15 protein-coding genes are annotated in these 20,830 nt (G+C 69.5%); 7 read left to right on the top strand and 8 right to left on the bottom strand.

The window, feature by feature from the left end; all coding sequences use genetic code 11:
* Nucleotides 1-30 precede the first annotated feature (30 nt).
* The 4 genes from ACFUTX_RS09390 to ACFUTX_RS09375 form a co-directional block, all read right to left on the bottom strand.
* Nucleotides 31-1,296, bottom strand: a complete 1,266-nt coding sequence (locus ACFUTX_RS09390) for a kynureninase (protein WP_378863247.1) — start codon at nt 1,294-1,296, stop codon at nt 31-33.
* Nucleotides 1,283-2,254: a hypothetical protein gene (locus ACFUTX_RS09385; protein ID WP_378863244.1), complete on the bottom strand. Its 972-nt coding sequence runs from the start codon at nt 2,252-2,254 to the stop codon at nt 1,283-1,285. The genes ACFUTX_RS09390 and ACFUTX_RS09385 overlap by 14 nt, the downstream gene beginning before the upstream one ends.
* A gap of 79 nt (nt 2,255-2,333) precedes the next feature.
* Entirely contained in the window at nt 2,334-3,191 is an 858-nt protein-coding gene (gene kynA, locus ACFUTX_RS09380; protein WP_378863241.1) for a tryptophan 2,3-dioxygenase, read from the bottom strand.
* Nucleotides 3,192-3,251: 60 nt separating this feature from the next.
* On the bottom strand, nt 3,252-3,509 hold the full coding sequence (locus ACFUTX_RS09375) for a glutaredoxin domain-containing protein (RefSeq protein WP_378863238.1): 258 nt from the start codon (nt 3,507-3,509) through the stop codon (nt 3,252-3,254).
* Nucleotides 3,510-3,603: 94 nt separating this feature from the next.
* On the opposite strand from ACFUTX_RS09375, the gene ACFUTX_RS09370 reads away from it, so the two are divergent.
* The gene (locus tag ACFUTX_RS09370; protein WP_378863235.1) at nt 3,604-4,767 is read left to right on the top strand and encodes a glycosyltransferase; all 1,164 of its coding nucleotides are present in this window, start codon (nt 3,604-3,606) and stop codon (nt 4,765-4,767) included.
* Nucleotides 4,768-4,953: 186 nt separating this feature from the next.
* Here ACFUTX_RS09370 and ACFUTX_RS09365 read toward each other — a convergent pair whose 3' ends face one another.
* Together ACFUTX_RS09365 and ACFUTX_RS09360 are read right to left on the bottom strand one after the other, a co-directional pair.
* A complete protein-coding gene (locus tag ACFUTX_RS09365; RefSeq protein ID WP_378863232.1) occupies nt 4,954-5,412 on the bottom strand; it encodes an adenylyltransferase/cytidyltransferase family protein in 459 nt (152 codons plus the stop codon).
* A gap of 149 nt (nt 5,413-5,561) precedes the next feature.
* On the bottom strand, nt 5,562-8,435 hold the full coding sequence (locus ACFUTX_RS09360; protein WP_378863229.1) for a PKD domain-containing protein: 2,874 nt from the start codon (nt 8,433-8,435) through the stop codon (nt 5,562-5,564).
* Between the two features lie 279 nt (nt 8,436-8,714).
* On the opposite strand from ACFUTX_RS09360, the gene ACFUTX_RS09355 reads away from it, so the two are divergent.
* Nucleotides 8,715-10,379, top strand: coding sequence for a hypothetical protein (locus ACFUTX_RS09355; RefSeq protein WP_378863226.1), 1,665 nt, complete (start codon nt 8,715-8,717; stop codon nt 10,377-10,379).
* 63 nt (nt 10,380-10,442) lie between these two features.
* Here ACFUTX_RS09355 and ACFUTX_RS09350 read toward each other — a convergent pair whose 3' ends face one another.
* Nucleotides 10,443-11,372 (bottom strand): glycosyltransferase family 2 protein, encoded by a 930-nt coding sequence (locus tag ACFUTX_RS09350; protein WP_378863223.1) that lies wholly within the window; start codon nt 11,370-11,372, stop codon nt 10,443-10,445.
* A complete protein-coding gene (locus ACFUTX_RS09345; protein WP_378863220.1) occupies nt 11,372-12,409 on the bottom strand; it encodes a glycosyltransferase in 1,038 nt (345 codons plus the stop codon). The genes ACFUTX_RS09350 and ACFUTX_RS09345 overlap by 1 nt, the downstream gene beginning before the upstream one ends.
* A gap of 96 nt (nt 12,410-12,505) precedes the next feature.
* Here ACFUTX_RS09345 and ACFUTX_RS09340 point away from each other — a divergent pair, with 96 nt between their 5' ends.
* The 5 genes from ACFUTX_RS09340 (at nt 12,506) to ACFUTX_RS09320 (ending at nt 20,752) form a co-directional block, all read left to right on the top strand.
* Entirely contained in the window at nt 12,506-13,240 is a 735-nt protein-coding gene (locus tag ACFUTX_RS09340) for a CDP-alcohol phosphatidyltransferase family protein (RefSeq protein ID WP_378863217.1), read from the top strand.
* Nucleotides 13,237-14,154, top strand: coding sequence for a glycosyltransferase family 2 protein (locus ACFUTX_RS09335; protein WP_378863214.1), 918 nt, complete (start codon nt 13,237-13,239; stop codon nt 14,152-14,154). The genes ACFUTX_RS09340 and ACFUTX_RS09335 overlap by 4 nt, the downstream gene beginning before the upstream one ends.
* Nucleotides 14,151-15,008 (top strand): hypothetical protein, encoded by an 858-nt coding sequence (locus ACFUTX_RS09330; RefSeq protein WP_378863211.1) that lies wholly within the window; start codon nt 14,151-14,153, stop codon nt 15,006-15,008. Before ACFUTX_RS09335 ends, ACFUTX_RS09330 begins: the two co-directional genes overlap by 4 nt.
* A 138-nt stretch (nt 15,009-15,146) precedes the next feature.
* A complete protein-coding gene (locus ACFUTX_RS09325) occupies nt 15,147-15,770 on the top strand; it encodes a DUF4352 domain-containing protein (RefSeq protein WP_378863208.1) in 624 nt (207 codons plus the stop codon).
* A 35-nt stretch (nt 15,771-15,805) separates the two neighbouring features.
* Entirely contained in the window at nt 15,806-20,752 is a 4,947-nt protein-coding gene (locus ACFUTX_RS09320; RefSeq protein ID WP_378863205.1) for a PKD domain-containing protein, read from the top strand.
* The last annotated feature ends 78 nt before the right edge of the window (nt 20,753-20,830 follow it).

Here is a 20,830-nt window from a genome sequence, read left to right as displayed (position 1 = left end):
CGCGACGTCAGCCGCCGCGGCGCCGCGACGTCAGCCCGCCTCGGCGCGCACCGCCTCGGCGACCGCGCGCAGGCCGGTGAGGGTCTCGGCGAAGCTGGTCGACAGCGGCGACAGGCCGATCCGCAGCCCGTGCGGGTCGCGGTAGTCGGGGATGATGTCGCCCTCCCACAGGCGGGCCGTCACCGCGCGCATCGTCGGGTGCGACAGCGTGACGTGCCCGCCCCGCTCCGCCGCATCGCGGGGGGACGCCACCGTCACCCCGAGCGGCGCCAGGACCTCGTCCGTCACCCGCACCGCGAACTCGGTCAGCGCGACGGACTTCCGCCGGATCGCCGGCATGCCGGCGTCGTCGATGAGGTCGAGCGTGTCCTCCATGGCGAGCATGCCGACGATCGGCGGGGTGCCCGAGAGGAACCGGCGCATGCCCTCGGCGGGCCGATAGTCCGGCCCCATCGCGAACACGTCGGCGGCGCCCATCCACCCCTGGATCGGCTGCGCGAGCGTCTCCTGATGCCGGGCCGCGACGTAGACGAACGCCGGCGACCCGGGACCGCCGTTGAGGTACTTGTAGGTGCAGCCGACGGCCAGGTCGAAGCCCCACTCGTCGGAGCGGACCGGCACGGAGCCGGCCGAGTGGCAGAGGTCCCACACCACGAGCGCGCCGGCGTCGTGCGCGATGGCGGTGAGGGTCGCGGCATCCGCCAGATATCCCGACCGGTAGGCGACGTGGCTGAGGATCACCACCGCCGTCTGCGGGCCGACCGCGGCGCGGAGCGCGTCGGGTCGGACCCCGGCCGCGAGGTCGACGTCGATCCACCGCACCCGCCCGCCGCGCTCGCGCGCGATGCCGTCGACGAGGTAGCGGTCGGTGGGGAAGTTGTCGCGGTCGATCACGATCTCGACCCGCGCGGGGTCGGCGGCCCGCTGCGCGTCGAACGCGGCCCGCACGAGCTTGTAGAGCAGCACCGTGGTCGAATCGCCGATCACGGTCTGCCCCGGGGCGGCGCCGATCACCGAGCGCCCGATGCGGTCGCCGAGCTCGAACGGCAGCTGCATCCACGATTCGTCCCACCCGCGGATGAGGCGCCCGCCCCACTCCTCCGTCGCGAAGCGGGCCAGGCGCTCGACGCTGGCGCGCGGCGGGCGCCCGAGCGAGTTGCCGTCGAAGTAGACGAGCGACGTCTCCGATCCGACGAACGCGTCGCGGTACCGCCGCAGCGGGTCGGCGGCGTCGAGGGCGGATGCCTCGCGCTCGAGGTCGATCGTGAGCGCGAGGTCCGGGTCAGTGGTCGTCATGGATGAGCTCCTCGGTGGGGACGACGACGGCGCCGCCGAGCCACGCCGGGATGTCGTCGAGGGTCGCGGGCGGCGGGCCGGGGACGAAGGTCGAGACCCCCTCGACGGCGGAGCCCGGCCAGGGGTCGGTGAGCGTCTCGACGAGCGCCGGGCCGCGCAGTCCGGCCCGGTGCAGCGCGGCCAGCTCGGCGGGAAGGACGCCGACGCGACGGTCGCCGTTGCCGAGGTCGGTGCCGTACAGCACCGAGCCTCCGCTCGACACGAACGCCGACAGGTGGCGGACGGCTCGCTCGGCGGCCGCGGGGTCGCCGGCGTGGATGTCGAGCGTCGAGATCCACCGCTGACCGGATGCCGCGGCCCGCGCGATCAGGTCGGCGTCGAGGTCTTCGCTGAACGGCGTGTGCGCGAGCACGTCGACCCGGGCATCGAGCGCGAGCCGCGTCATCCCGTCGCCCTCGACGTGCGCCACGACCGGAAGCCCCCGCGCATGCGCGCTGGCGGCCACGGCGGCGAGCGTGGTCGGGTCGAAGACCGGCCCGGCGGCCGCGTGGAGGGCGACCTTGATGACGGATGCCCCGAACGACGCCTGCTCGTCGACCGCGGTGGCCGCTCCGCCGGGCTCGCCGGGGTGAGTCGAGGGTCCCGTCACGAACCGCGAGATCGCGTCGGGCGCCCAGGGACGGCCCGACGGGTAACCGCCCGGGGCGGTGAGGAACGCGCCGGCGTAGGCGACGTGCGGCAGGCCGTGCCCGCGCCGGGCGAGCTGCACCGGGTCGCCGCCCAGGTCGAGGACCGCCGCGATTCCGCCGCCGGGCAGCGCGTGCTCGTCGATGAGGTGCAGGTGCACGTGGTGGTCGGCGAGCGGCGGCAGCGAGACGCCGTGCTCGCCGGTGATCGCGCGGTGGCACAGGGCCGCCATCGGACCGAGCAGATCGCGCACCGCTTGTGGGTCGCTCATCGGATCTCGGTCCGTACCGCATGTCTCGATACGTGCCGCTGCGCGGCACTACTCGACAACCGGCTCGATCCTGGCGTCTTCATCGGATCTCCGTCCGCACGGCGAAGAGTTCGGGGAAGAACGTCAACTCGAGGGCGCGCTGCAGGAAGGGGACGCCGCTCGACCCGCCGGTGCCGGTCTTGAAGCCGATGATGCGCTCGACCGTCTTCAGATGACGGAAGCGCCAGAACTGGAAGTTGTCCTCGAGGTCGACCAGCTCCTCGCACGTCTCGTACGCCGCCCAATGCGACTGCGGGTCGGCGTAGATCTCGGCGAACAGCGGGACGAGCTCGGGGGTGAACGTCCAGGCTTGCGTGACGTCGCGTTCGAGCACCTCCGCCGGGATGGGGTAGCCCGAGCGGGCCAGCATCCCGAGGAACTCGTCGTAGAGGCTCGGCGCCCGGAGCGCCCGCTCCACCAGCTCGTGGGACAGCGGATCGGACGCGAACACGCGCAGCATGGCGGCGTTCTTGTTGCCGAGGGTGAACTCCACCGCGCGGTACTGGGCCGACTGGAAGCCCGAGGCGTTTCCCAGCACACCCCGGAACTGCGCGTACTCGGCGGGCGTCAGGGTGGCGAGCACCGACCACTGCTCGGTGAGCGTCTTCTGGATGTGCTTGACCCGCGCGATGCACTTCAGGGCCGGGGCGAGCTCATCGCCGCGCAACAGTCGGCAGGCGGCGGCCAGTTCGTGGAGCACCAGCTTCAGCCACAGCTCGGTGGTCTGGTGCTGGATGATGAACAGCAGCTCGTCGTGGTGCTCGGGGTCGCTGAGCGGGCGTTGAGCCGACAGCAGCGTGTCGAGGTCGAGATACCCGCCGTAGCTCATGCGGTCGGCGAAGTCGGTGACGACCGTTCCCTCGATGGTCCGGGTGTTGCGCTCGACGCCTTCGCTCACGCAGACAACCCTAACGAGGCGGTCGCCGGCTTCGTCAGGGCCGCAGCGGTGCGGGACGGGTCAGATCAGCGACAGCTCGCGCAGCTTGGCCTCGACGTCGGCGTTCGACGGCTCGACGTGGTGCGAGGCATCCGGGTACACCACGACGGGGATGTTCGTGCGGCCCGAGATCTCGCGGGCGACGTCGGCGGCCGCGGGGTCGGCGACCAGGTCGACGTACTCGTACGAGATGCCCAGGTCGTCGAGCTGGCGCTTGGTGCGGACGCAGTCACGGCACCAATCGGCGCCGAACATCGTGATCGTCGAAGGGGAAGTCATACCTCTATTCTCCCGGACCCAGCCTGGACGGGCGCCGGACGCCCGCGCCACGGCGCGACGGCCATCCACACCGCATCCGCCTCTCAGCCGCGGCATGCGACGATGGGACGCGGTGCACCTGTCGATCATCGTTCCCACGTACAACGAGGCTCCCAACGTCGCGGAGCTGGTGCGTCGTGTCACGGCGGCCATCGAGGGGATCGAGGCCGAGATCGTCTTCGTCGACGACAGCACCGACGACACTCCCGATGAGATCCGGGCGGTCGCGGCATCCGCGTCCCTTCCCGTGCGTCTCGTTCACCGGTCGTCAGGCACGCGGGGCCTCGGCACGGCGGTCGTCGAGGGTCTCGCGCTGGCCGAGTCCGACGTGTGCGTCGTCATCGACGGCGACCTGCAGCATCCGCCCGAGCTGATCCCCGTGCTGTACCGGCGCTTCCTCGACGGCGACGCCGACGTCGTCGTCGCCTCCCGGTACGCCGGCGGCGGCACGGCGACGGGTCTGGCCGACCGCACACGCATCATGGTGTCGAGAGCGGCGACCGCCCTCACGCGGGCGATGTTCCCGATCCGGCTGCGCGACGTCAGCGACCCGATGACCGGATTCTTCCTCGTCGACCGCCGCGCCGTCGATGCCGCCCACCTCCGGCCGCGCGGCTTCAAGATCCTGCTCGAGATCCTCGCGCGCAAGAACCTGCGCGTGGCCGAGGTGCCGTTCGACTTCGCCGACCGTCACGCCGGCGAGTCGAAGGCGTCGATGCGTCAGGGCCTGCACTTCGTGGCGCAGCTCACCGCCCTGCGGTTCGGCAAGATGTCGCTCTTCGCCGTCATCGGCGCGCTGGGGGCGGTCGTCAACCTCGCGATCGTGTGGGCGCTGACCCAGCTCGGCGTGGACTACATCGTCGCGGCGATCGTCGCCGCCGAGACCACCATCATCGGCAACTTCCTGCTGATGGAGCGCTTCGTGTTCCACGACATGAGGGCCGCGGCATCGGGCGGATGGATGCGTTTCGCGAAGTCGTTCGGCTTCAACAACGCCGAGGCGCTCATCCGCATCCCGATCATGGCCTTGCTGGTCGAGACGTGGCACATCTCGGCGGTGCTCGCCACCGGCCTCACGCTGGTCGTCGCGTTCGTGGTGCGCTTCGTCTTCCACTCCCTCGTCGTGTACGCGCCGCGCAAGGCGGGGGCCGACACCACGCGGGCCCGCCGGTTCGTCGAAGAGCTCGACGCGCAGGCGATGTCGCCCGGCGAGCTGTGATCGAGCGGATGCCGCGGCCCGCGGCATCCGGAATCTCCAGCGCGTGAAGAACGGCCCCACCCCGACGGTGGGGGATCAGCCGCCGCGCTCTGGGAGGGGCGCGGGGCGCGTCGGGGTGGAGCCGTCTGGGGCCGAGTCAGTTCGTGCGAGAGGACTCTGCCGGCTTCCGCCGCCTGGGGCGGAAGGTCAGTGCCGGCCCGCCGCGGCGAGCTCGCCGCGATCGGGGCCGGAGATGGTCTCGAGCGCTCGCCGCAGCGCGGTGCTCGAGGTGTGGACGGTGTACGGGAAGTAGACGACCTCGACGCCGACCTCGGCGAACTCCCGCTCGAGACGGTCGCCCTTCTCGGTGCCGCGCCAGTCGTCGCCCTTGAAGAAGTGGGTGAACCCCACGTCGCGCCAGACGTCGAGCTTGTCGGGCACCGTCTCGATGTAGACGTCGTCGACGAAGCGGACGTGCCGGACGATCTCAGCGCGCTCGAGGGTCGGGATGACCGGTTCGATGCCCTTCACCGCGCGGAGCATCTCGTCACTGACGACGCCTGCGATCAGGACGTCGCAGTTCTCCTTCGCGTGACGAAGGATGTTCAGATGCCCGACGTGGAAGAGGTCGAATGCACCCGCGGCATAGCCGATACGCTGAGCCATTGATTGAGCCCCCAGAACTCATCTCGGCGATCCCCATCGCCTGTTTCCCCAGTTATGCCGCGGTCCCCACCGCGACTCCGCCAGCATAGCGGGTGGAAGCGCCGACCCGCCAGCACTGTTCTCGCCGTGTGCTGCCGGGCCGACGCCGGTCAGGGGATCGCAGAAGCGGTCAGGTCGTCGAACGAGACGATGACGGGCCCGTTCGTGGCCGACGAGCTCAGGTACGCGCCGAGGCGCAGCGACCCGGCGGTCTGCAATCCGGCGGTGGAGTCCGTGCTCGTCACCTGCCAGGTGGACGGCTCGGGCGTGCCGTCCAGCCAGACGCGCGAACGTATGGTCGTCGGCGACGCGCCCTCGACCTGCACCCGCACGTTGACGCGCGCGTTGGCGGTGACGAGAAGGCCACCGGCGCTGGAGCTGCCGGTGAGCGCCGTGTCAGCGCGCACGTTCTGCAGCAGGACCGTGCCGTTAGGGTTCACCCGCAGCCGTGCGCCGTACGACGAGGTGCCCACCACGCGTGGCACGACGGACAGGTTGATGTACTGGTTCGGCATCCGGTCGAGCGATACCGCCACGGTCGTGTCGAGGGCCGAGGAGCTCACGCCGCCCAGGGTGGCGAGAAGCGTCGATCCGGCGTTCGCCGAGATGCGACCTCCACCCCCGCCGACGGTGAGCTTCGCCGTCGAGTTGACGGTCCAGGCCCCGCCCGTGTCGGCGGTGCCCCAGCCGCTCGCGACCGTTCGGGTGAACTGGTCCCTCGCGATGGCGCCCGTAGGCGGTGGCGGTGCGGTCACATTGACGTTCTTCGTGATCGTCCCGGTGGCGCCGTCGTCGTCGGTGACGGTGAGGGTGACCGGGTAGGTTCCAGATGCCGCGAAGGTGTGCGTCGCGGTGGTTCCGGTCGCTGCGGCGCCGTCGAACGACCAGGCGCGTGCGGTGATCGTGCCGTCGGTGTCGGACGATCCCGACGAGTTCGCCGTCACGGTGAGCCCGTCCGCCTGCCAAGTGAAGTCGGCCGTCGGGGGGACGTTCGGCGGTGGAGGCGGCGGCTCCTCACCGATCCGCTTCACCGAGACGTCGTCGACCGACACGATCACGGGCCCGTTCGTCGCCGACGAACTCAGGTAGCTCGTCACTCGCAGACCGCCTGGCTGCTGCAGGGCTGCCGTTGCGTCGGTGGCGGTTGCGGTCCACGAGGTCGGTTCGGCCGCGGCATCCAGCCAGGCACGTGCCCGGATCGTCGTCGGGTTCGTGCCCTCGGCCTGCACCCGCACGCGCAGCTTGGCGCCGGCGGTGAGGGTCGACCCGAGCACGGTTCCGCCCGCGAGTGCCGTGCCGTCGCGCATCGCGTGGACGCTGAACGAGCCGTTCGGGTTCACGATGACCCGCGCGGCATAGGCGCTCGAGCCCACCTGGCGCGCCGCCGTCGTCAGGGTGAGAGCTCGATCGGGAATGCGGTCGAGGGCGATGGTCGCCTGCGCGTCGACCGTCGGAGTGTCGACGGCCGGCAGGGTCGCGGTGAGCGTCGAGCCGGCGTTCGACGAGATCCGCCCGACGCCCCCGGCTGCCGTCAGCTTGGTCGTGGAGTTGACGGTCCACGCGCCGCCCGTGTCGGCCGTTCCCCAGCCCGCGCCGACGGTGCGGGTGAAGGTGTCGGAGACGAGGGGCGCCGCCGTGGGGTTCTGCACGGTCGTCGACCAGGTCGGCCCCCGGGTGGTGCTGGTGCCGTCGCTCACCGTCGCGTACCAGTCCACTACGGTGCCCGCCGGGACGTCGGGCAGGGGGGCCGACGCGACGGCACCGGCGGACACGTTCTGCTGACCGACGACCGGCAGGTCGGCCGGCGCGGTCATGTCGTAGTTCCAGGAGAATGCGCTGTCGGCGTCGGTTTCGTACTGGTTGAGCGTCGGCGAGTAGGTGGTGGCCGTGATCGTCCCCGCCGCGGGCGTGAAGGTGTACCACCGCAGCCAGCCGTCGCCGCCGTTCGGTCGCCCCTGGAAGTCGCTCAGCGCAGCCTGCACGGGCGTCCCGCAGTCGTTGAGGTCGGTGCGGTTCGCCTCGCCGTCGAGGCCGTCCGTGAAGTGCCCGTTCACGACGAGGAAGATGTTGCAGTTCTTTCGGACGAGCTTCTGCCAGATCTGCGCGCCGCTGTTGCCCGCGACATCCGTTCGCAGCTGCTGGTTGCTGAGGGCCCCCGCGACGGTGACGTAGCTGTGGGTGCTCACGATCACGCGCCGGTCGGTGTGCGCATCGAGCACGCGTTGGGCCCAGGCCAGCACGTCATCGGGCGGGTTCAGCTCGAGGTTCAGGGTGAGGAACTTCATGCCGCCCGCCTGGAACAGCGCGAAGTTGTTCATGTTCTGGCGGTCGGCGGCGTCGGGGCCGAACTGGTTCTGCCCGTAGTAGCCGCCGTAGGAGGCGTTGGCCGAGTTCCACGAGGCATCCCGGTACCGGCTCACCGGGAAGTACTGGTTGTACTTCGAGAAGTCGCCGGTGGCGAGGTCGTAATCGTGGTTGCCCGGGATCACGGAATGCGGGATGCCCGCATTGTCGAGGATCGCCATGCTCGTCGTCGCGCGGCCCCATTGTGCGTCGGAAAGGCGGTTGTCGACGATATCGCCGAGCCCTGCCGCGAACGCGAGGTTCAGCGACGACCTGTTGTCGACGATCCATTGCAGCTGCGCCTGGAGCAGGGGTGTGTTCGTGGTCGTGAGCACGTAGTTCTGCGTGTCGGGGATGACGAGGAACGTGAACGGTGCGCCACCCGCGCCCGGTTCGACCGTGCCCCGGGCTGCCGCATGGAACGTGACCTGGAGCGATGTGTCGTCAGGGTCGTTCGCTCGCACGCTGAGCGACGAGCTGGGCGCGGACGTGCCGCCGTTCGCCGGTGCCACCAGGACCGGCGTCGCCGGTGGAGCACCGCTCGCCTGGGCCGCCGCGGGCGCCGCAATCAGCGCCGTACTCAGTGCCAGCGTCCCCAGCGTTGCCGCTGCACGTGCACGCCACATCGGATGCGTTCGCATCGATGCACCTCCCCAGGGTGACCGGATGCCATTGGCGAGCATCGTACACATGCCACGGGGCGTGCGATACAGGAAGACTTCCTTGGGGTTACCTCAGGAATTCCCATCGATTTTTCAGGAATGTCTTGCGGCGCGCGCGGTAAACGCTTGACAATGAGATTTCTCTCAGCTATTCGGGAAAACAGTCACGATTCAGTTACGCTTCCACGACCCGACCACGCGCGATAGCTGCTCCCCAGGCAGAACCCGAAACCTCGCGCACGACTCCCCAGGTGGCCTGTGCTTACTCGATCGTCCCTACGCCAAATCCAGAAGAAGAAGAAGAGAAACTCCCGCATCATCGCCATCATCACCGCCGTCGCTCTCGCGACAGGCGGTGTGTTCGGCATCTCGAATGCGGCGACGGCCTCGACGACTCTCACACTGAAGCCCGGATCGACGAAGGTCGTGTCCATCGGAGGCAACGGCACCGAAGGTGTCGCCTCCGTGACCTACGTCCTCCCGAAGCTCCCGAAGTCGGGGAGTGGAACCTACACGGCACTCCGACTTCGGTCGAACACGGCCGGCGCATACGTCCTGCAGTCGCGGGTCTACCCGACCGGCGTGGTTCAGGTCTCTCTGAAGAAGTCCACGCGAAGCGGCAGCACCGAGACGCTCACTCCGCTCGGCAGCGCCCGGCTCGCGGCGGGCAAGCTGGCAGCCGGGAAGGCCGTCAAGCTGTCTTTCCGCATCTCCGGCGACTCTGCGACGGCGCTCAAGGGGGCCGTGAAGGTCGCGGGTCAGACGACCGTCGTCACCTACTCCGACTCCAACAAGCCCCTCACCGCGGCAGGACAAGCGGACTACAGCTTCTACGTCTCGACGTCGACGCCCGGCATGACCGCCACTGTCACGGATCGCTCCGCGTCGCTCTCGACGCCTGCGCCCGCCGCGCCGGCTGAGCCGTCCCCCGCGCCGACCCCGGAGCCGGATCCCACGACGGACCCGGAGCCGACCCCCACGCCGGAGCCGACGACCCCGGTGGAGCCGACGCCGACCCCGTCGCCGAGCGCCCCCGAGGAGCCGACGCCGACCCCGACCCCGACGCCGACCCCGACGCCGACGCCGACCCCGACGCCGACCCCCACCCCGGCGCCTGCACCCGCTCCGGCTCCGGCTCCGTCGACCGGGTATCCGGATGCTTCGAACACGGGTGTCCCCGCGGGAGTCACGCTGAAGGTCCACAACGGTGACCTCACGATCAACGAACCGAACACGGTGATCGACGGTCTCGAGGTTCGCGGGATCATCACCGTGAACGCCCCCGGCGTCGTGATCAAGAACTCCAAGATCGTCGGCACGTCCACGCCGCGCTCGGTGGGTCTGGTCAACAACATCGTGTCGGGTGCGCCGTTCACGATCGTCGACTCCGAGATCGCGGCGGCGGTGGAGAACACCACCTGGAACGGCATCTTCGGCAGCAACTTCACGGCGATCCGTGTCGACGTGCATCGCGTCGTCGACCCGATCCGCGTGCTGGGCAGCAATGTCACCGTCAAGGACTCGTGGCTCCACGACACGACGTACTCGTCGACCGATCCGCTGCGGGACGGCACGCCGACGCATGACGACTCGGTGCAGATCCAGGCGGGAACCAACATCGTGCTCCAGGGCAACCGCATGGAGGACGCGCACAACGCGGCCATCATGATCTCGCAGGACACGTCGCGCGCCAAGCTCGGCTCGATCAAGATCGTCGACAACTACCTCCAGGGTGGTGCCTGCACGGTCAACATCGCGCCCACCCCGAGCGTGGTGTCACCGGCTCTCTCGGCTAACGTGTTCGGGCCGGAGCGTGAGCACGCGTCGTGCGCGGTGATCGCTCCTTCGGCCAACGCTCCCGCTCTCACGTCCAACGTGTGGGGCGCGACGGGCCTCCCGATGAACACCTACGTGCGGAGGTAAAGACTCCGTCTGCGACTGATGGCCCCCGCTCTCGAGCGGGGGCCATCAGTGCGTTCGGCCACGTCAGGCGGTCGCCTTGCGTCGACGCCCGTACTCATCGTGTGCGTATCCGACGGCGGCCGCGATCATCCCCGCGCCTCGATACGCCGTGCGAAGACCCCGGGCGCGATGAACGAGCGAGCGCGAGAGCACGCCCCACGCCCAGCGGGCGCCGCCTGCGCAGACCCGAGCCCCGCCCCGCAGGCACATGCGCACCCTCGCGGCGAGCCGACGCCACGGCGAGCCCGCCAGCGCGATGTCGACGCGGGCGGCTGTGTTGCCGAAACGGAACGTCCGCATCAGCACCCACGCGCGGTTGAAGCGCGCCGCTTCCTCCTGCTCGACGACGACAGCGTCCTCAGCCCATCTGATCGTGCCCCCGCGTGCCACGAGCAGTCGCGTGTACATACTGTCGCTCCCGCCGGTCAGCCCGAACCGCTCGTCGAAGCGAAGTCCGAGCGGACGGATCAGACGAAGGTCCAGCAGGAGGTTGTTGGTGGCAGCCTCCGTCATCGCCTGCCGATCCGCGCGCGTCGGCCTGATGAAAGCGCCACTCGAGCGCACCCACGGTTCGACCTCGTCCGGGAAGCGGGTCACGACACGTCCGGCGACGGCGTGCGCCCCCGTCTCGGCGTGGGCCCGCAGGAGATTGTGCAGCCACGACTCCTCGGGCACCTCGTCGTCGTCGATGAAGACCACCACGTCTGCGTCGGACGATTCCTCGACCGCGCGATTGCGGACCGCCGCGATGCCCGGCGTGGGCTCGACGACGTACGCCACCGCGAACGACTCGGCGACCGCTCGGCCACTCGCCGCCGCGTCGTTGTCCACCACCAGCACTCGCACGGACACGTCTTCGCCGGTCGCCTCTCGCGCCTGCGGCACCACGGCGTCGAGCGCGCTGCGGAGAGCGGCGGGCCGCTGGAAAGTCGGAATGGCGACGACGACGAGCATCAGTGTCCTTCGGGTCTGGCGGGCCGACGCGAGCGTCGACGGACGGCGACCGCCTGGCGGTAGGCGTCGGCGTGCGCCGAGCCCGCGGCGTCCCACTCTCTCCCCGACAGATCGGGGCGTCCGGCCATGCCCGCAGCCGTGGCATCGGCGACGCCGATCAGGGCGTCGGCGGTGAGGTCCTCCGCGAAGAAGTGCACCCACTCCGACCCCACCTCGTCGGCGAGCAGCCGAGTGGTCTCGTTCTCGGGGACCAGGATCGGCCGGTCCAGGGAGAGAGCGGCGAGGGCCGACCCCGAGTTGTGCATGTGCCGATAGGGCAGGACCACGGCGGAAGCGCCGGAGACGATCTCGACGAACTCCTCCTCGGAGACGTAGCGCAGATCGGTGTCGAGTGAGGGCAGGCGATCGGCCGCGGCCAGGATCGACGCGCGCAGGTCGGGGTCGGCGGCCCGCCCCGCGATGGTCAGCCGCAACTCCTCGCGCTGGGCTGCCGCGTCCTCGAACGCCGCCAGCAGCTGCTCCACGCCCTTGTACGGCTTGATGAGACCGACGTACGCGAGGCGACTCGGCGCCGCCTCCTTCTTCTGCATCGTGGCGAACCAGTCGCGGTAGTGCCCATGGAGGATCAGGACGGACGGGACACCCGGCGGGTCGGGCGTCGTCGGCGAGAGGCGGATGCGAAGTGTCGTCCTCCGCTCCAGTGCCCTCAGCAGAGCGACGTCGACGCGGGTGCCCTGGGGCGAAGTGATGTTGTGAACGGTCCGCACGACAGGGGTGCGGGTGAAGGTCAGTCGACCGAGCAGCACCGCCAAGGCTGCGCGCTTGCCGGCGCGGGTGGCGGCGTTGCGTCCCGCGAGGAGCGTGTCGCCCCAGTGGACGTGGAAGACGTCGTACCGACCCAGCAGCGCCGTGCGCCAGGAGAAAGGCACATGCTCGATCCCGGGCGTCCGCCGCAGGGCGTCTTGGAGCATCACGATGTACGGATTGGTGGTGGGTCGGGGTGCGCCGAACGACTGCATGACCCTGATCTGCCGCATCCGCATCACCCCAGGCCAATGTAGCGGTGGCGCGAGCCGCCGCGCGCAACCGGCATACTGTCACCATCACGCCCGTCACTTTCGGGGAGGTCCCGGGTGGAATCCATCTCACAGACCTATGCGCGGCTGCGGCTCGCGCAGAAGGGCCGGGCGCGGGGGGCGCCCGCCTATTCGGTGTTCGTCAACCGGCCCGTCGGCCGGCTCTTCGCGGCAGTGGCCTATCGGATCGGACTCACGCCGAACCAGGTCACGCTCATCAGCGCTCTCTTCACCTTCACGGGGATCGCTCTCCTCGCGATCGTCCCGGCCTCGGTCGTGCTGGGAGTCGTCGTCTGGCTGCTCCTCGCAATCGGGTACGCCCTCGACTCGGCCGACGGACAGGTCGCGCGCCTGCGTGGAGGGGGCTCCCTCGCGGGCGAGTGGCTCGACCACTTCGTCGACGCCATCAAGATCTCGTCGCTGCACCTCGCCGTCCTGGTGGGTCTCAGCCGATCCGACGACATCCCGCAGACCTGGCTGCTCGTGCCGGTGGCGTTCACGATCGTGGCGAACACGACCTTCTTCGCGATGATCCTCAACGACCTGCTGAAGGGCAAGCAAGGTGTGGCGTCGGCGCACAGCACCGGTGGCGGAGGTGCACTGCGCTCAGTCCTCCTGCTACCCACCGACTACGGCATCCTGATGCTTGCGTTCGTTCTTTGGGGCTGGCCGGTGGTGTTCTTCGGCGTGTACTCGCTGCTGCTCGTGGCGTGCTCGGCCTTTCTCGTGCTCGCCGCCGTCACCTGGTTCCGGCAGATGGTGCGCCTCGACCGCGAGACCGTCGCGCCGTGACGGCCGGACGGACCGCCGTCCTGGTGGTGAGCTACGGCTCGTCAGGGATGGTGCTCGACAATCTCCGCCGCACCGCGCTGCCCGACGACGCCGTCGTGGTGGTCGTCGACAACTACACGACCGACGACGAGCGCGCGGCGATTCGCGAGATCGCTTCCCGCGAGGGATGGCAGCTCGTGTGTCCGGAGCACAACCTCGGGTTCGGCGCCGGCATGAATGCCGCCGCGCAGAGGGCGGCTGAATCGGATGCCTCCGCCTACGTCCTCCTGAACCCCGACGCCTACCTCGAAGGCGATGGTGTCGAGCGCCTGTCGAGCGCCGTGCTCGCCGAGCCCGACGCCGTGATCGCCCCCCTCGTGGTGCGCCCCGACGGAGGCCACTTCTCGTCCGAGATGGAGCTGGACCTCGAGACCGGGTCGATGCGACGCATCCGGGACGGCCGGCGTTACGCCCAGTCGGCCCTGTGGCTGAGCGGCGCGTGCTTCGCGGTGAGCCGTGAACTGTGGGAGCGGGTCGGCGGCTTCGACGACGACTACTTCCTCTACTGGGAAGACGTCGACCTGTCGGTCCGGGCGGCACGTGCCGGAGCGCATCTGCGGGTGGACCACGGGGTGCGGGCCGTCCACAGCGCGGGCGGCACGCAGTCCGAGGAAGGCCGCGCCGAGGGCAAGTCGGCGGTGTACTACTTCTATAACGTGCGCAATCGGCTCGTCTTCGCCGCACAGCATCTGGACCGTGCCGGGCAGCGCCGGTGGACCCGGCGCGCGGTGCCGGCGGCGTGGGAGATCCTGATGCGCGGCGGCCGCCGTCAGCTGCTTCACCCCGGGCGCACGATCGTCCCCGCGGCGCGCGGAACCCTGTCGGGTCTCGCGTACATGCGGCATCAGCGGCGGGTCCCGGCGGTGACGCGTTGACTGCCGGCACGGTGGTCGCGGTCACGCGCAAGCGTCACGGCCTCGGCAACCGGCTGCGCGTCACGCTCGGCTCGCGCTCCCTCGCTCGATGGGCGCAGCGGGACTTCGCGTATGTCTGGCCTACGGGCGACACATTCGGCGCCACCTTCGACGAGTTGTGGCAATTCGGCGAGAAGCGCATCAGCACCCTCCGTTCGCGTCTGCTCTCGGCGCGGCATCCGTATCGATCTCACGACCTGACCTGGCTGGCAGCCGGTCGCGATGATCGGGTCTGGCAGGTGCGAACCGCGCACGCGCTGCATCTTCCGCCCGGCGCGACGGCCTGGGGAGAAGAGCTGCAGTCGCTCACTCCGGTGCCCTCGATCGCGGGGCGGGTCGAGTCGTTCTATTCGCAGCACCTCGAGGGTGGTCCCTACGTCGGGGTGATGGTGCGCGCGCACGCGGTGTCGAACACCGAGACACTCCGGCACTCGCCCGTGAGCTGGTACATCGAGCGCATGAAGCAGGTCAGCGACGAGCATCCCGGCATCCGGTTCTTCCTTTCCGCCGACACCGCAGAAGCGCAGGAGCAGGTCTTCGACGCGGTGCCGGGGACGGTCGCGCTCAGTGACAAGGGCGGCTACAACACGAAGGCGGCCCTGATCTCATCGGTCGTCGACCTCTACCTCCTCGCGAGCAGCACGCACCTCCTCGCGCCGCACTACTCGAGCTTTCCCGAGATCGCGCAACAGCTCGCCGGTCCGACGCTCCGACTGGAGACCTCGATGACTGACGCGAGCACCCGGTTCGGAGTGGACGATCACCCGGTGGTGGTCTCGGACCCCTTGCGTCCGTCCGTGCGCGTGCCCGTGTAACTCCGGATTTCCTTGCGCAATTCCTGAGGTTCACGAAGTGTCCTCCGCTGATATAGTCAACGCGGGGATATAGGCGCATGCCAGCGGGAACTGGCTTGCGCGACACATCTGGGATCGTCTCGTGCGTTGGGTGCGTACGTGGCGAAGTGCATCTGGGGGATGAACGTGGGGCAGCGAGCGACGCTGAGGCGTCTTTCTATTCGTTTGAGTGCGGTGGTCGCGGGGGCGACCCTCTGCGCACTCGCGATCACCGCGTGCGCGCCGGCTGAGCCGACGCCAGGCACGCAGAACTCCGATCCGCTGCCGACGGCGACCGTTCCGGCGCCCAACGGCGGTTCGATCGAAGAGACGGTCGAGCCGGTCGATCCGGGCCCGACACAGGAGGCGGAGCTCGGCGACACCGCCGAACTCGAAGGGGGCGTCAACGTCACGGTCTCCGAGGTCGAGCAGCTCGAGGTCAAGGCCGAGACGCCCGGCGAGATCGCCGGTCCCGCGGTCGCTCTGACGCTGACCGTCGAGAACGACTCCGGCGAGTCCATCGACCTGAGCACGGCGATGGTGTCGGTCACCGGATCAAAGGACTCTTACGGCCAGGCGACGACGTCGGAGCCGTATAGCCCCTTCCTCGGCTCGCTCGAGCCGGGTGAGGAGGCCTCCGGAATCTACGTGTTCCGACTCCCCGCCGAAGAGCGGGACTCTCTGCAGGTCACCGTCGAATACATCGCCGGAGCGCCGATCGCGCTCTTCACAGGCGACGTGTGAGCTGACGGACTTCCACTGGGGTGAAGGAAAAGAAGATGAACGCTGGGGCGTGGAATCTGCGCAAGATCGTTGCAGGCGTGGCGGTCTCGGCCGTCGTGGCCGCTGGGGCCGTGGTGGGGATCGCGGCGCCCGCGTCGGCCGTGTCGACCACCGGTCCGGCGCCGATCGAGCAGCGCAACGCATCGACGGTGTCGACCGACCCGTTGCCGACCGTGCAGATCGACTCGGGTGTCGTGTGGGCGCAGGTGATCGCCGGTGACACGGTCTTCGCCGGGGGAAGCTTCTCCAACGCACGGCCCGCGGGTGCCGGCCAGGGGAACAACCTCATGCCGCGCAGCAACATCCTCGCCTACAACATCAACACCGGCGTGGCGACCTCGTTCGCGCCCGTCATCAACGGAACCGTCAAGGCGCTCGCGGTCTCGCCCGACGGCAACACCCTCTACGTCGGTGGGTCGTTCACTCAGGTCGATGGTCAAAGCCGCTTCAACGTCGCCGCGTTCGACGTCGCGACGGGAGCTCTGCTCACGACGTTCAAGCCCGCGATCGGCGGTTCGTACGTGAACGCGATCGTCGCGACGAGCTCCACGGTGTACTTCGGAGGCCTCATCGGTGCTGCCGGTGGGCAGACGCGCAAGAACCTCGCCGCGGTGTCGGCATCCAACGGCGCCGTGCTCTCGTGGGCGCCCACCACCGACCTGCAGGTCGATTCGATGGTGCTCAACCCGTCGGGGTCGAAGGTCATCGCCGCAGGCCGGTTCGAGAAGGCCAACGACGTGACTTCTCGCGGCATGGCGGCCCTCGACCCGGTGACGGGTGCCCTGCTGCCCTGGAACGCCACCGCCACCATCAAGAACGGTCTGGCCACGGGGACCCTCGCCGGTCGCGCGGGCATCTGGAACATCTCCGCTGACGCCGAGGGCGGTGTCTACGGCACCGCATGGGTGTACTCGAACGTCACGGTCGGCAATCTCGAGGGCCTCTTCGCTCTCGAGGGCGAGACCGGCTCGATCCGCTGGATCGCCGACTGCCACGGCGACCACTACGGCATCTACTCGGACGGCACCAACGTCTACAGCACGGGCCACGAGCACGACTGCCAGACCGCGAACGGCTTCCCGCAGGCCAGCGGAAACCCCGGCAACATGCGCAACGCCACCGTCTACACGGCAGCCGCGAAGGGCACGCTCACGCGCTCTCCGTCCACCGGATCGATCTACAGCGACTGGAGCGGTTACCCCGCACCGGCCGCGATCAACTGGTACCCGGACTGGATGACCGGCACGGCAACCGGCCAGGGCCAGGCGGGCTGGACCGCCACCGGCAACAGCCAGTACCTCCTGGTCGGCGGCGAGTTCCCGCTGGTGAACAACATCCGCAGCCAGGGAATCGCGCGCTTCGCCGTCGACCCTCCCGGCGGCGCCAAGCAGGGACCGCGACTGAGCGGCGTCGACTGGACGCCGACCGCCAAGTCGGTCGAGTCCGGCTCCGCCCGCATCCAGTTCCCCGCGAACTGGGACCGTGACGACCTCAACATCACGTACGAGCTGTGGGCGCAGGGCGGGACGCAGCCGCTGGCCACGTCGACGGCCCAGTCGATGTTCTGGAACCGCCCGACCCAGGTCCTCTCGGCCGGCGGATTCACGCCGGGCTCCACGCAGACGTTCTATGTCGTCGCCAAGGACGGCGACGGAAACTCCGCGCGAAGCGCCGACGTCTCCCTGACGATCAGCGGGACGGCGGGCTCGGCCTACGCCACGACGGTCCTCGACGACAACGCGAGCCTCTACTGGCGTCTGGGCGGCAGCAACGCCACCGGCGGCACCGATCTGGCCGGTGCCAACAACGCCGTCATGAGCAGCGGCGTCGGCACCAACACGGATGACGCCCTGGCCAACGAGGCCAACGGCTCGGCGACGTTCACCGGAACCTCGAGCGGACTGGCGCGTACGACCTCCGTCACGCCGGTAGGAACGTCGTTCGCGACCGAGCTGTGGTTCAAGACCTCGACCTCCAGCGGAGGCAAGCTCGTCGGATACGGCAACGCGGCCTCGGGCAGCTCGACCAACCCCGACCGTCACCTCTACATGCGCAACAACGGCGCGCTCGTGTTCGGCGTCTGGCAGGGCAGCAACAGGACGATCGAATCGCCCGCGACCTACCGCGACAACCAGTGGCACCACGCGGTCGCTCAACTGAGCCCGACGGCCGGTATGCAGCTCTTCGTCGACGGCGTGCTCGTCGCGTCCGACAACACGACGACGGCCACCGGTCGCGCGCTCACCGGCTACTGGCGAGTCGGCGGCGACACCGTCAGCGGCTGGCCCAGCGCACCGAGCTCGGGCTACTTCAACGGGCGCATCGACGAGTTCGCGGTGTATCCCGCGACGCTGACGGCGGCCCAGGTCTCGGAGCACTACGCGCTCGGCGCGGGCATCCCGCTGCCCACCCCGTCGTTCACCACGAGCGGCGCTGAGATGGCGAAGACCTTCGACGCCACGGCGAGCACGGCACCGTCCGGGCGCACCATCGCCACCTACACGTGGGACTTCGGCGACGGTACGACAGGCAACGGCGCCACGCCCAGCCACACGTACGCGAACCCCGGCACGTACTCGGTGACCCTCACGGTGAAGGACAGCGCCGGCTTCAGCGCCACCAAGACGGCGTCGGTGACCGCGACGCCGCCGCACCAGCCTCCTGTCGCCGCGTTCACTCCGAACGTCGCGGGTCTCAGCGTCACGTTCGACGCCTCGGCGTCGTCCGCGTCCGGCGCGGCGAGCATCACGTCGTACGAGTGGACGTTCGGTGACGGCGAGAGCTCCACCGAGGCAGCGCCGACGCACACGTATGCCGCCGCGGGAACATATACCGCGACGCTCACCGTGACGGACAACCTCGGCGCGGTCAGCACCCCGGTGAGCCACGACGTCACGGTCACGCACGCGGCACCGGTCGCCGGCTTCACGAGTTCTGCTGCGGGCCTCACGGTGTCGTTCGATGCCGCGACCTCGTCCGCATCGGACGGCGCGACTCTCCAGTACTCATGGAACTGGGGCGACGGATCGGCCGCCGGCTCCGGAATCAGCCCGACGCACACCTTCCCGTCGAACGGGATCTACCCGGTCGTGCTCACGGTGACCGACAGCCTCGGGGCGACGGCCAGCAAGAGCATCAACGTCTCGGTGGCCGCTCAGGTCTTCGCGGCCCGCGACGACTTCGAGCGCACGGTGGCGACCGGGTGGGGCTCCGCGCCCACCGGAGGCGCCTGGAGCGGAACGACCGGCTTCTCGGTATCCGGCGGGGCGGGCAAAGTCACGCTGAACGCCAGCCAGACGCGTACCAGCACGCTGACGGGTGTCTCGGTGCGCGACATCGACGCCACAGCGCTGGTGTCGGCGGACAAACTCGCGAACGGTGGCGGCCTTCACTTCAACCTCACGGCGCACAAGTCGACCGCGGGAGAGTACCGCCTGAAGGTGCGCACCCTTTCCACCGGTGTGGTGGCGACGAGCATCACGAAGGTGGTGGGCACGACTGAGTCGACGCTGGTGACGAAGAACCTCGCCGGCTTCACCTACACCGACGGCGCCAAGCTCCGCCTGCACTGGGTGGTGTCGACGGCCGGCGGCAGCACCGCGCTCACGGCGAACGTCTGGCCCGACGGCACGAACGAGCCCTCCGCCTGGTTCCTCTCGACGTCGGACGCTCAGGCCGAGCTCCAGGGCGCGGGCCAGGTCGGCGTACTGTCCTACCTGTCCGGCTCGACGACCAACGTCCCCGTGACCGTGTCCCTCGAGGAGCTGGTCGTGATCGACACCGTCGCATCGGCGGCACCCGTGCACGCCGATCCGGTCGCGTCCTTCACGGCGACGCCGAACGACCTGGCGGTCTCGGCCGATGCATCCGCTTCCACCGCATCCGACGGCGCGACGCTCACCTACTCGTGGAACTGGGGCGATGGCTCCGCTGCGGGATCGGGGGCGACCGCATCGCACACCTACGCGGTGGCGGGCGACTACACGATCACGCTGACCTTGACTGACAGCCTGGGTGGCACGGCGACCACATCGAAGTCGGTGACGGTGACCGAGCACGTCCACCCCAACCCGGTGGCCGCGTTCACCGCGTCCACGAGCAACCTGGGTGTGAACGTGGATGCCTCGGGCTCGACTCCGTCGGAGGGCGCCGCCCTCACCTACGCGTGGAACTGGGGTGACGGCACGGCCGCAGGATCCGGCGTGACCGCGTCGCACACCTACGCGACGCCGGGAACGTACACGGTGACGCTCAACCTGAGTGACGCCATGGGCGGAACCGCGTCCACGACGCAGCAGGTGACGGTGACCGCTCCGCCGGAGGTCTTCATCGCGAAGGACGACTTCGAGCGCACGGTCGCGTCGGGCTGGGGCACGGCTGTCACGGGGGGCTCGTGGGGGACCACGACGGGCTTCTCGGTCGCGGACGGCGTGGGCAAAGCCACGCTCAACGCGGGCCAGACCCGCACGAACCTGCTGACCTCGGTCTCGGCTCAGAACGTCGATGCACGCCTCGTCTTCAGCTCGGACGTCCTGGCGAACGGCGGCGGTCTCCACATGAACTACCTCGTGCACAAGACCACGGCCGGCGACTACCGCCTGAAGCTGCGGATCTCGTCGGCGGGCGTGGTGACGGTGTCGCTCGCCAAGGTGGTCGGCACCACCGAGACCCTGATCGTCAACCGCACGCTCAGTGGGTACACCCACACCGCGGGTGGAAAGCTCCAGCTGCGCATCCAGGCCGTCACGTCCGGGGGCTCCACGGCTCTCAAGGGCAAGGTCTGGGCAGACGGGACGACCGAGCCGACGGACTGGTTCGTCTCGACGACCGACGCGCAGGCCGAGCTGCAGGGCGCCGGGCAGGTGGGCGTGCTGACGTATCTGTCCGGCTCGGCGACCAACGTGCCGGTGACGGTCAGCGTGGACAACCTCGAAGTGAAGTAACAGGCAGAGGCGGACCGCCGAGCGGCCCTCGGCGGTCCGCCTCTGCTGCAGGACGACAAAGCAGTCTTTACACGAACG

This window comes from Microbacterium sp. NPDC057407, from assembly GCF_042803895.1.
In the GTDB taxonomy this organism is placed as follows: Bacteria; Actinomycetota; Actinomycetes; order Actinomycetales; family Microbacteriaceae; genus Microbacterium.
The sequence above is the reverse complement of the archived record's forward strand: the minus strand, read 5'-3'. Positions and strand labels throughout refer to the sequence as shown.

Bases quoted from the DNA above. Each gene is read 5' to 3' on its own strand.
- ACFUTX_RS09370 (WP_378863235.1), top strand. From the start codon at position 3,604: ATGCGACGATGGGACGCGGTGCACCTGTCGATCATCGTTCCCACGTAC.
- ACFUTX_RS09360 (WP_378863229.1), bottom strand. From the start codon at position 8,435: ATGCGAACGCATCCGATGTGGCGTGCACGTGCAGCGGCAACGCTGGGG.
- ACFUTX_RS09385 (WP_378863244.1), bottom strand. From the start codon at position 2,254: ATGAGCGACCCACAAGCGGTGCGCGATCTGCTCGGTCCGATGGCGGCC.
- ACFUTX_RS09390 (WP_378863247.1), bottom strand. From the start codon at position 1,296: ATGACGACCACTGACCCGGACCTCGCGCTCACGATCGACCTCGAGCGC.
- ACFUTX_RS09345 (WP_378863220.1), bottom strand. From the start codon at position 12,409: ATGCGGCAGATCAGGGTCATGCAGTCGTTCGGCGCACCCCGACCCACC.
- ACFUTX_RS09365 (WP_378863232.1), bottom strand. From the start codon at position 5,412: ATGGCTCAGCGTATCGGCTATGCCGCGGGTGCATTCGACCTCTTCCAC.
- ACFUTX_RS09320 (WP_378863205.1), top strand. From the start codon at position 15,806: ATGAACGCTGGGGCGTGGAATCTGCGCAAGATCGTTGCAGGCGTGGCG.
- ACFUTX_RS09350 (WP_378863223.1), bottom strand. From the start codon at position 11,372: ATGCTCGTCGTCGTCGCCATTCCGACTTTCCAGCGGCCCGCCGCTCTC.
- ACFUTX_RS09375 (WP_378863238.1), bottom strand. From the start codon at position 3,509: ATGACTTCCCCTTCGACGATCACGATGTTCGGCGCCGATTGGTGCCGT.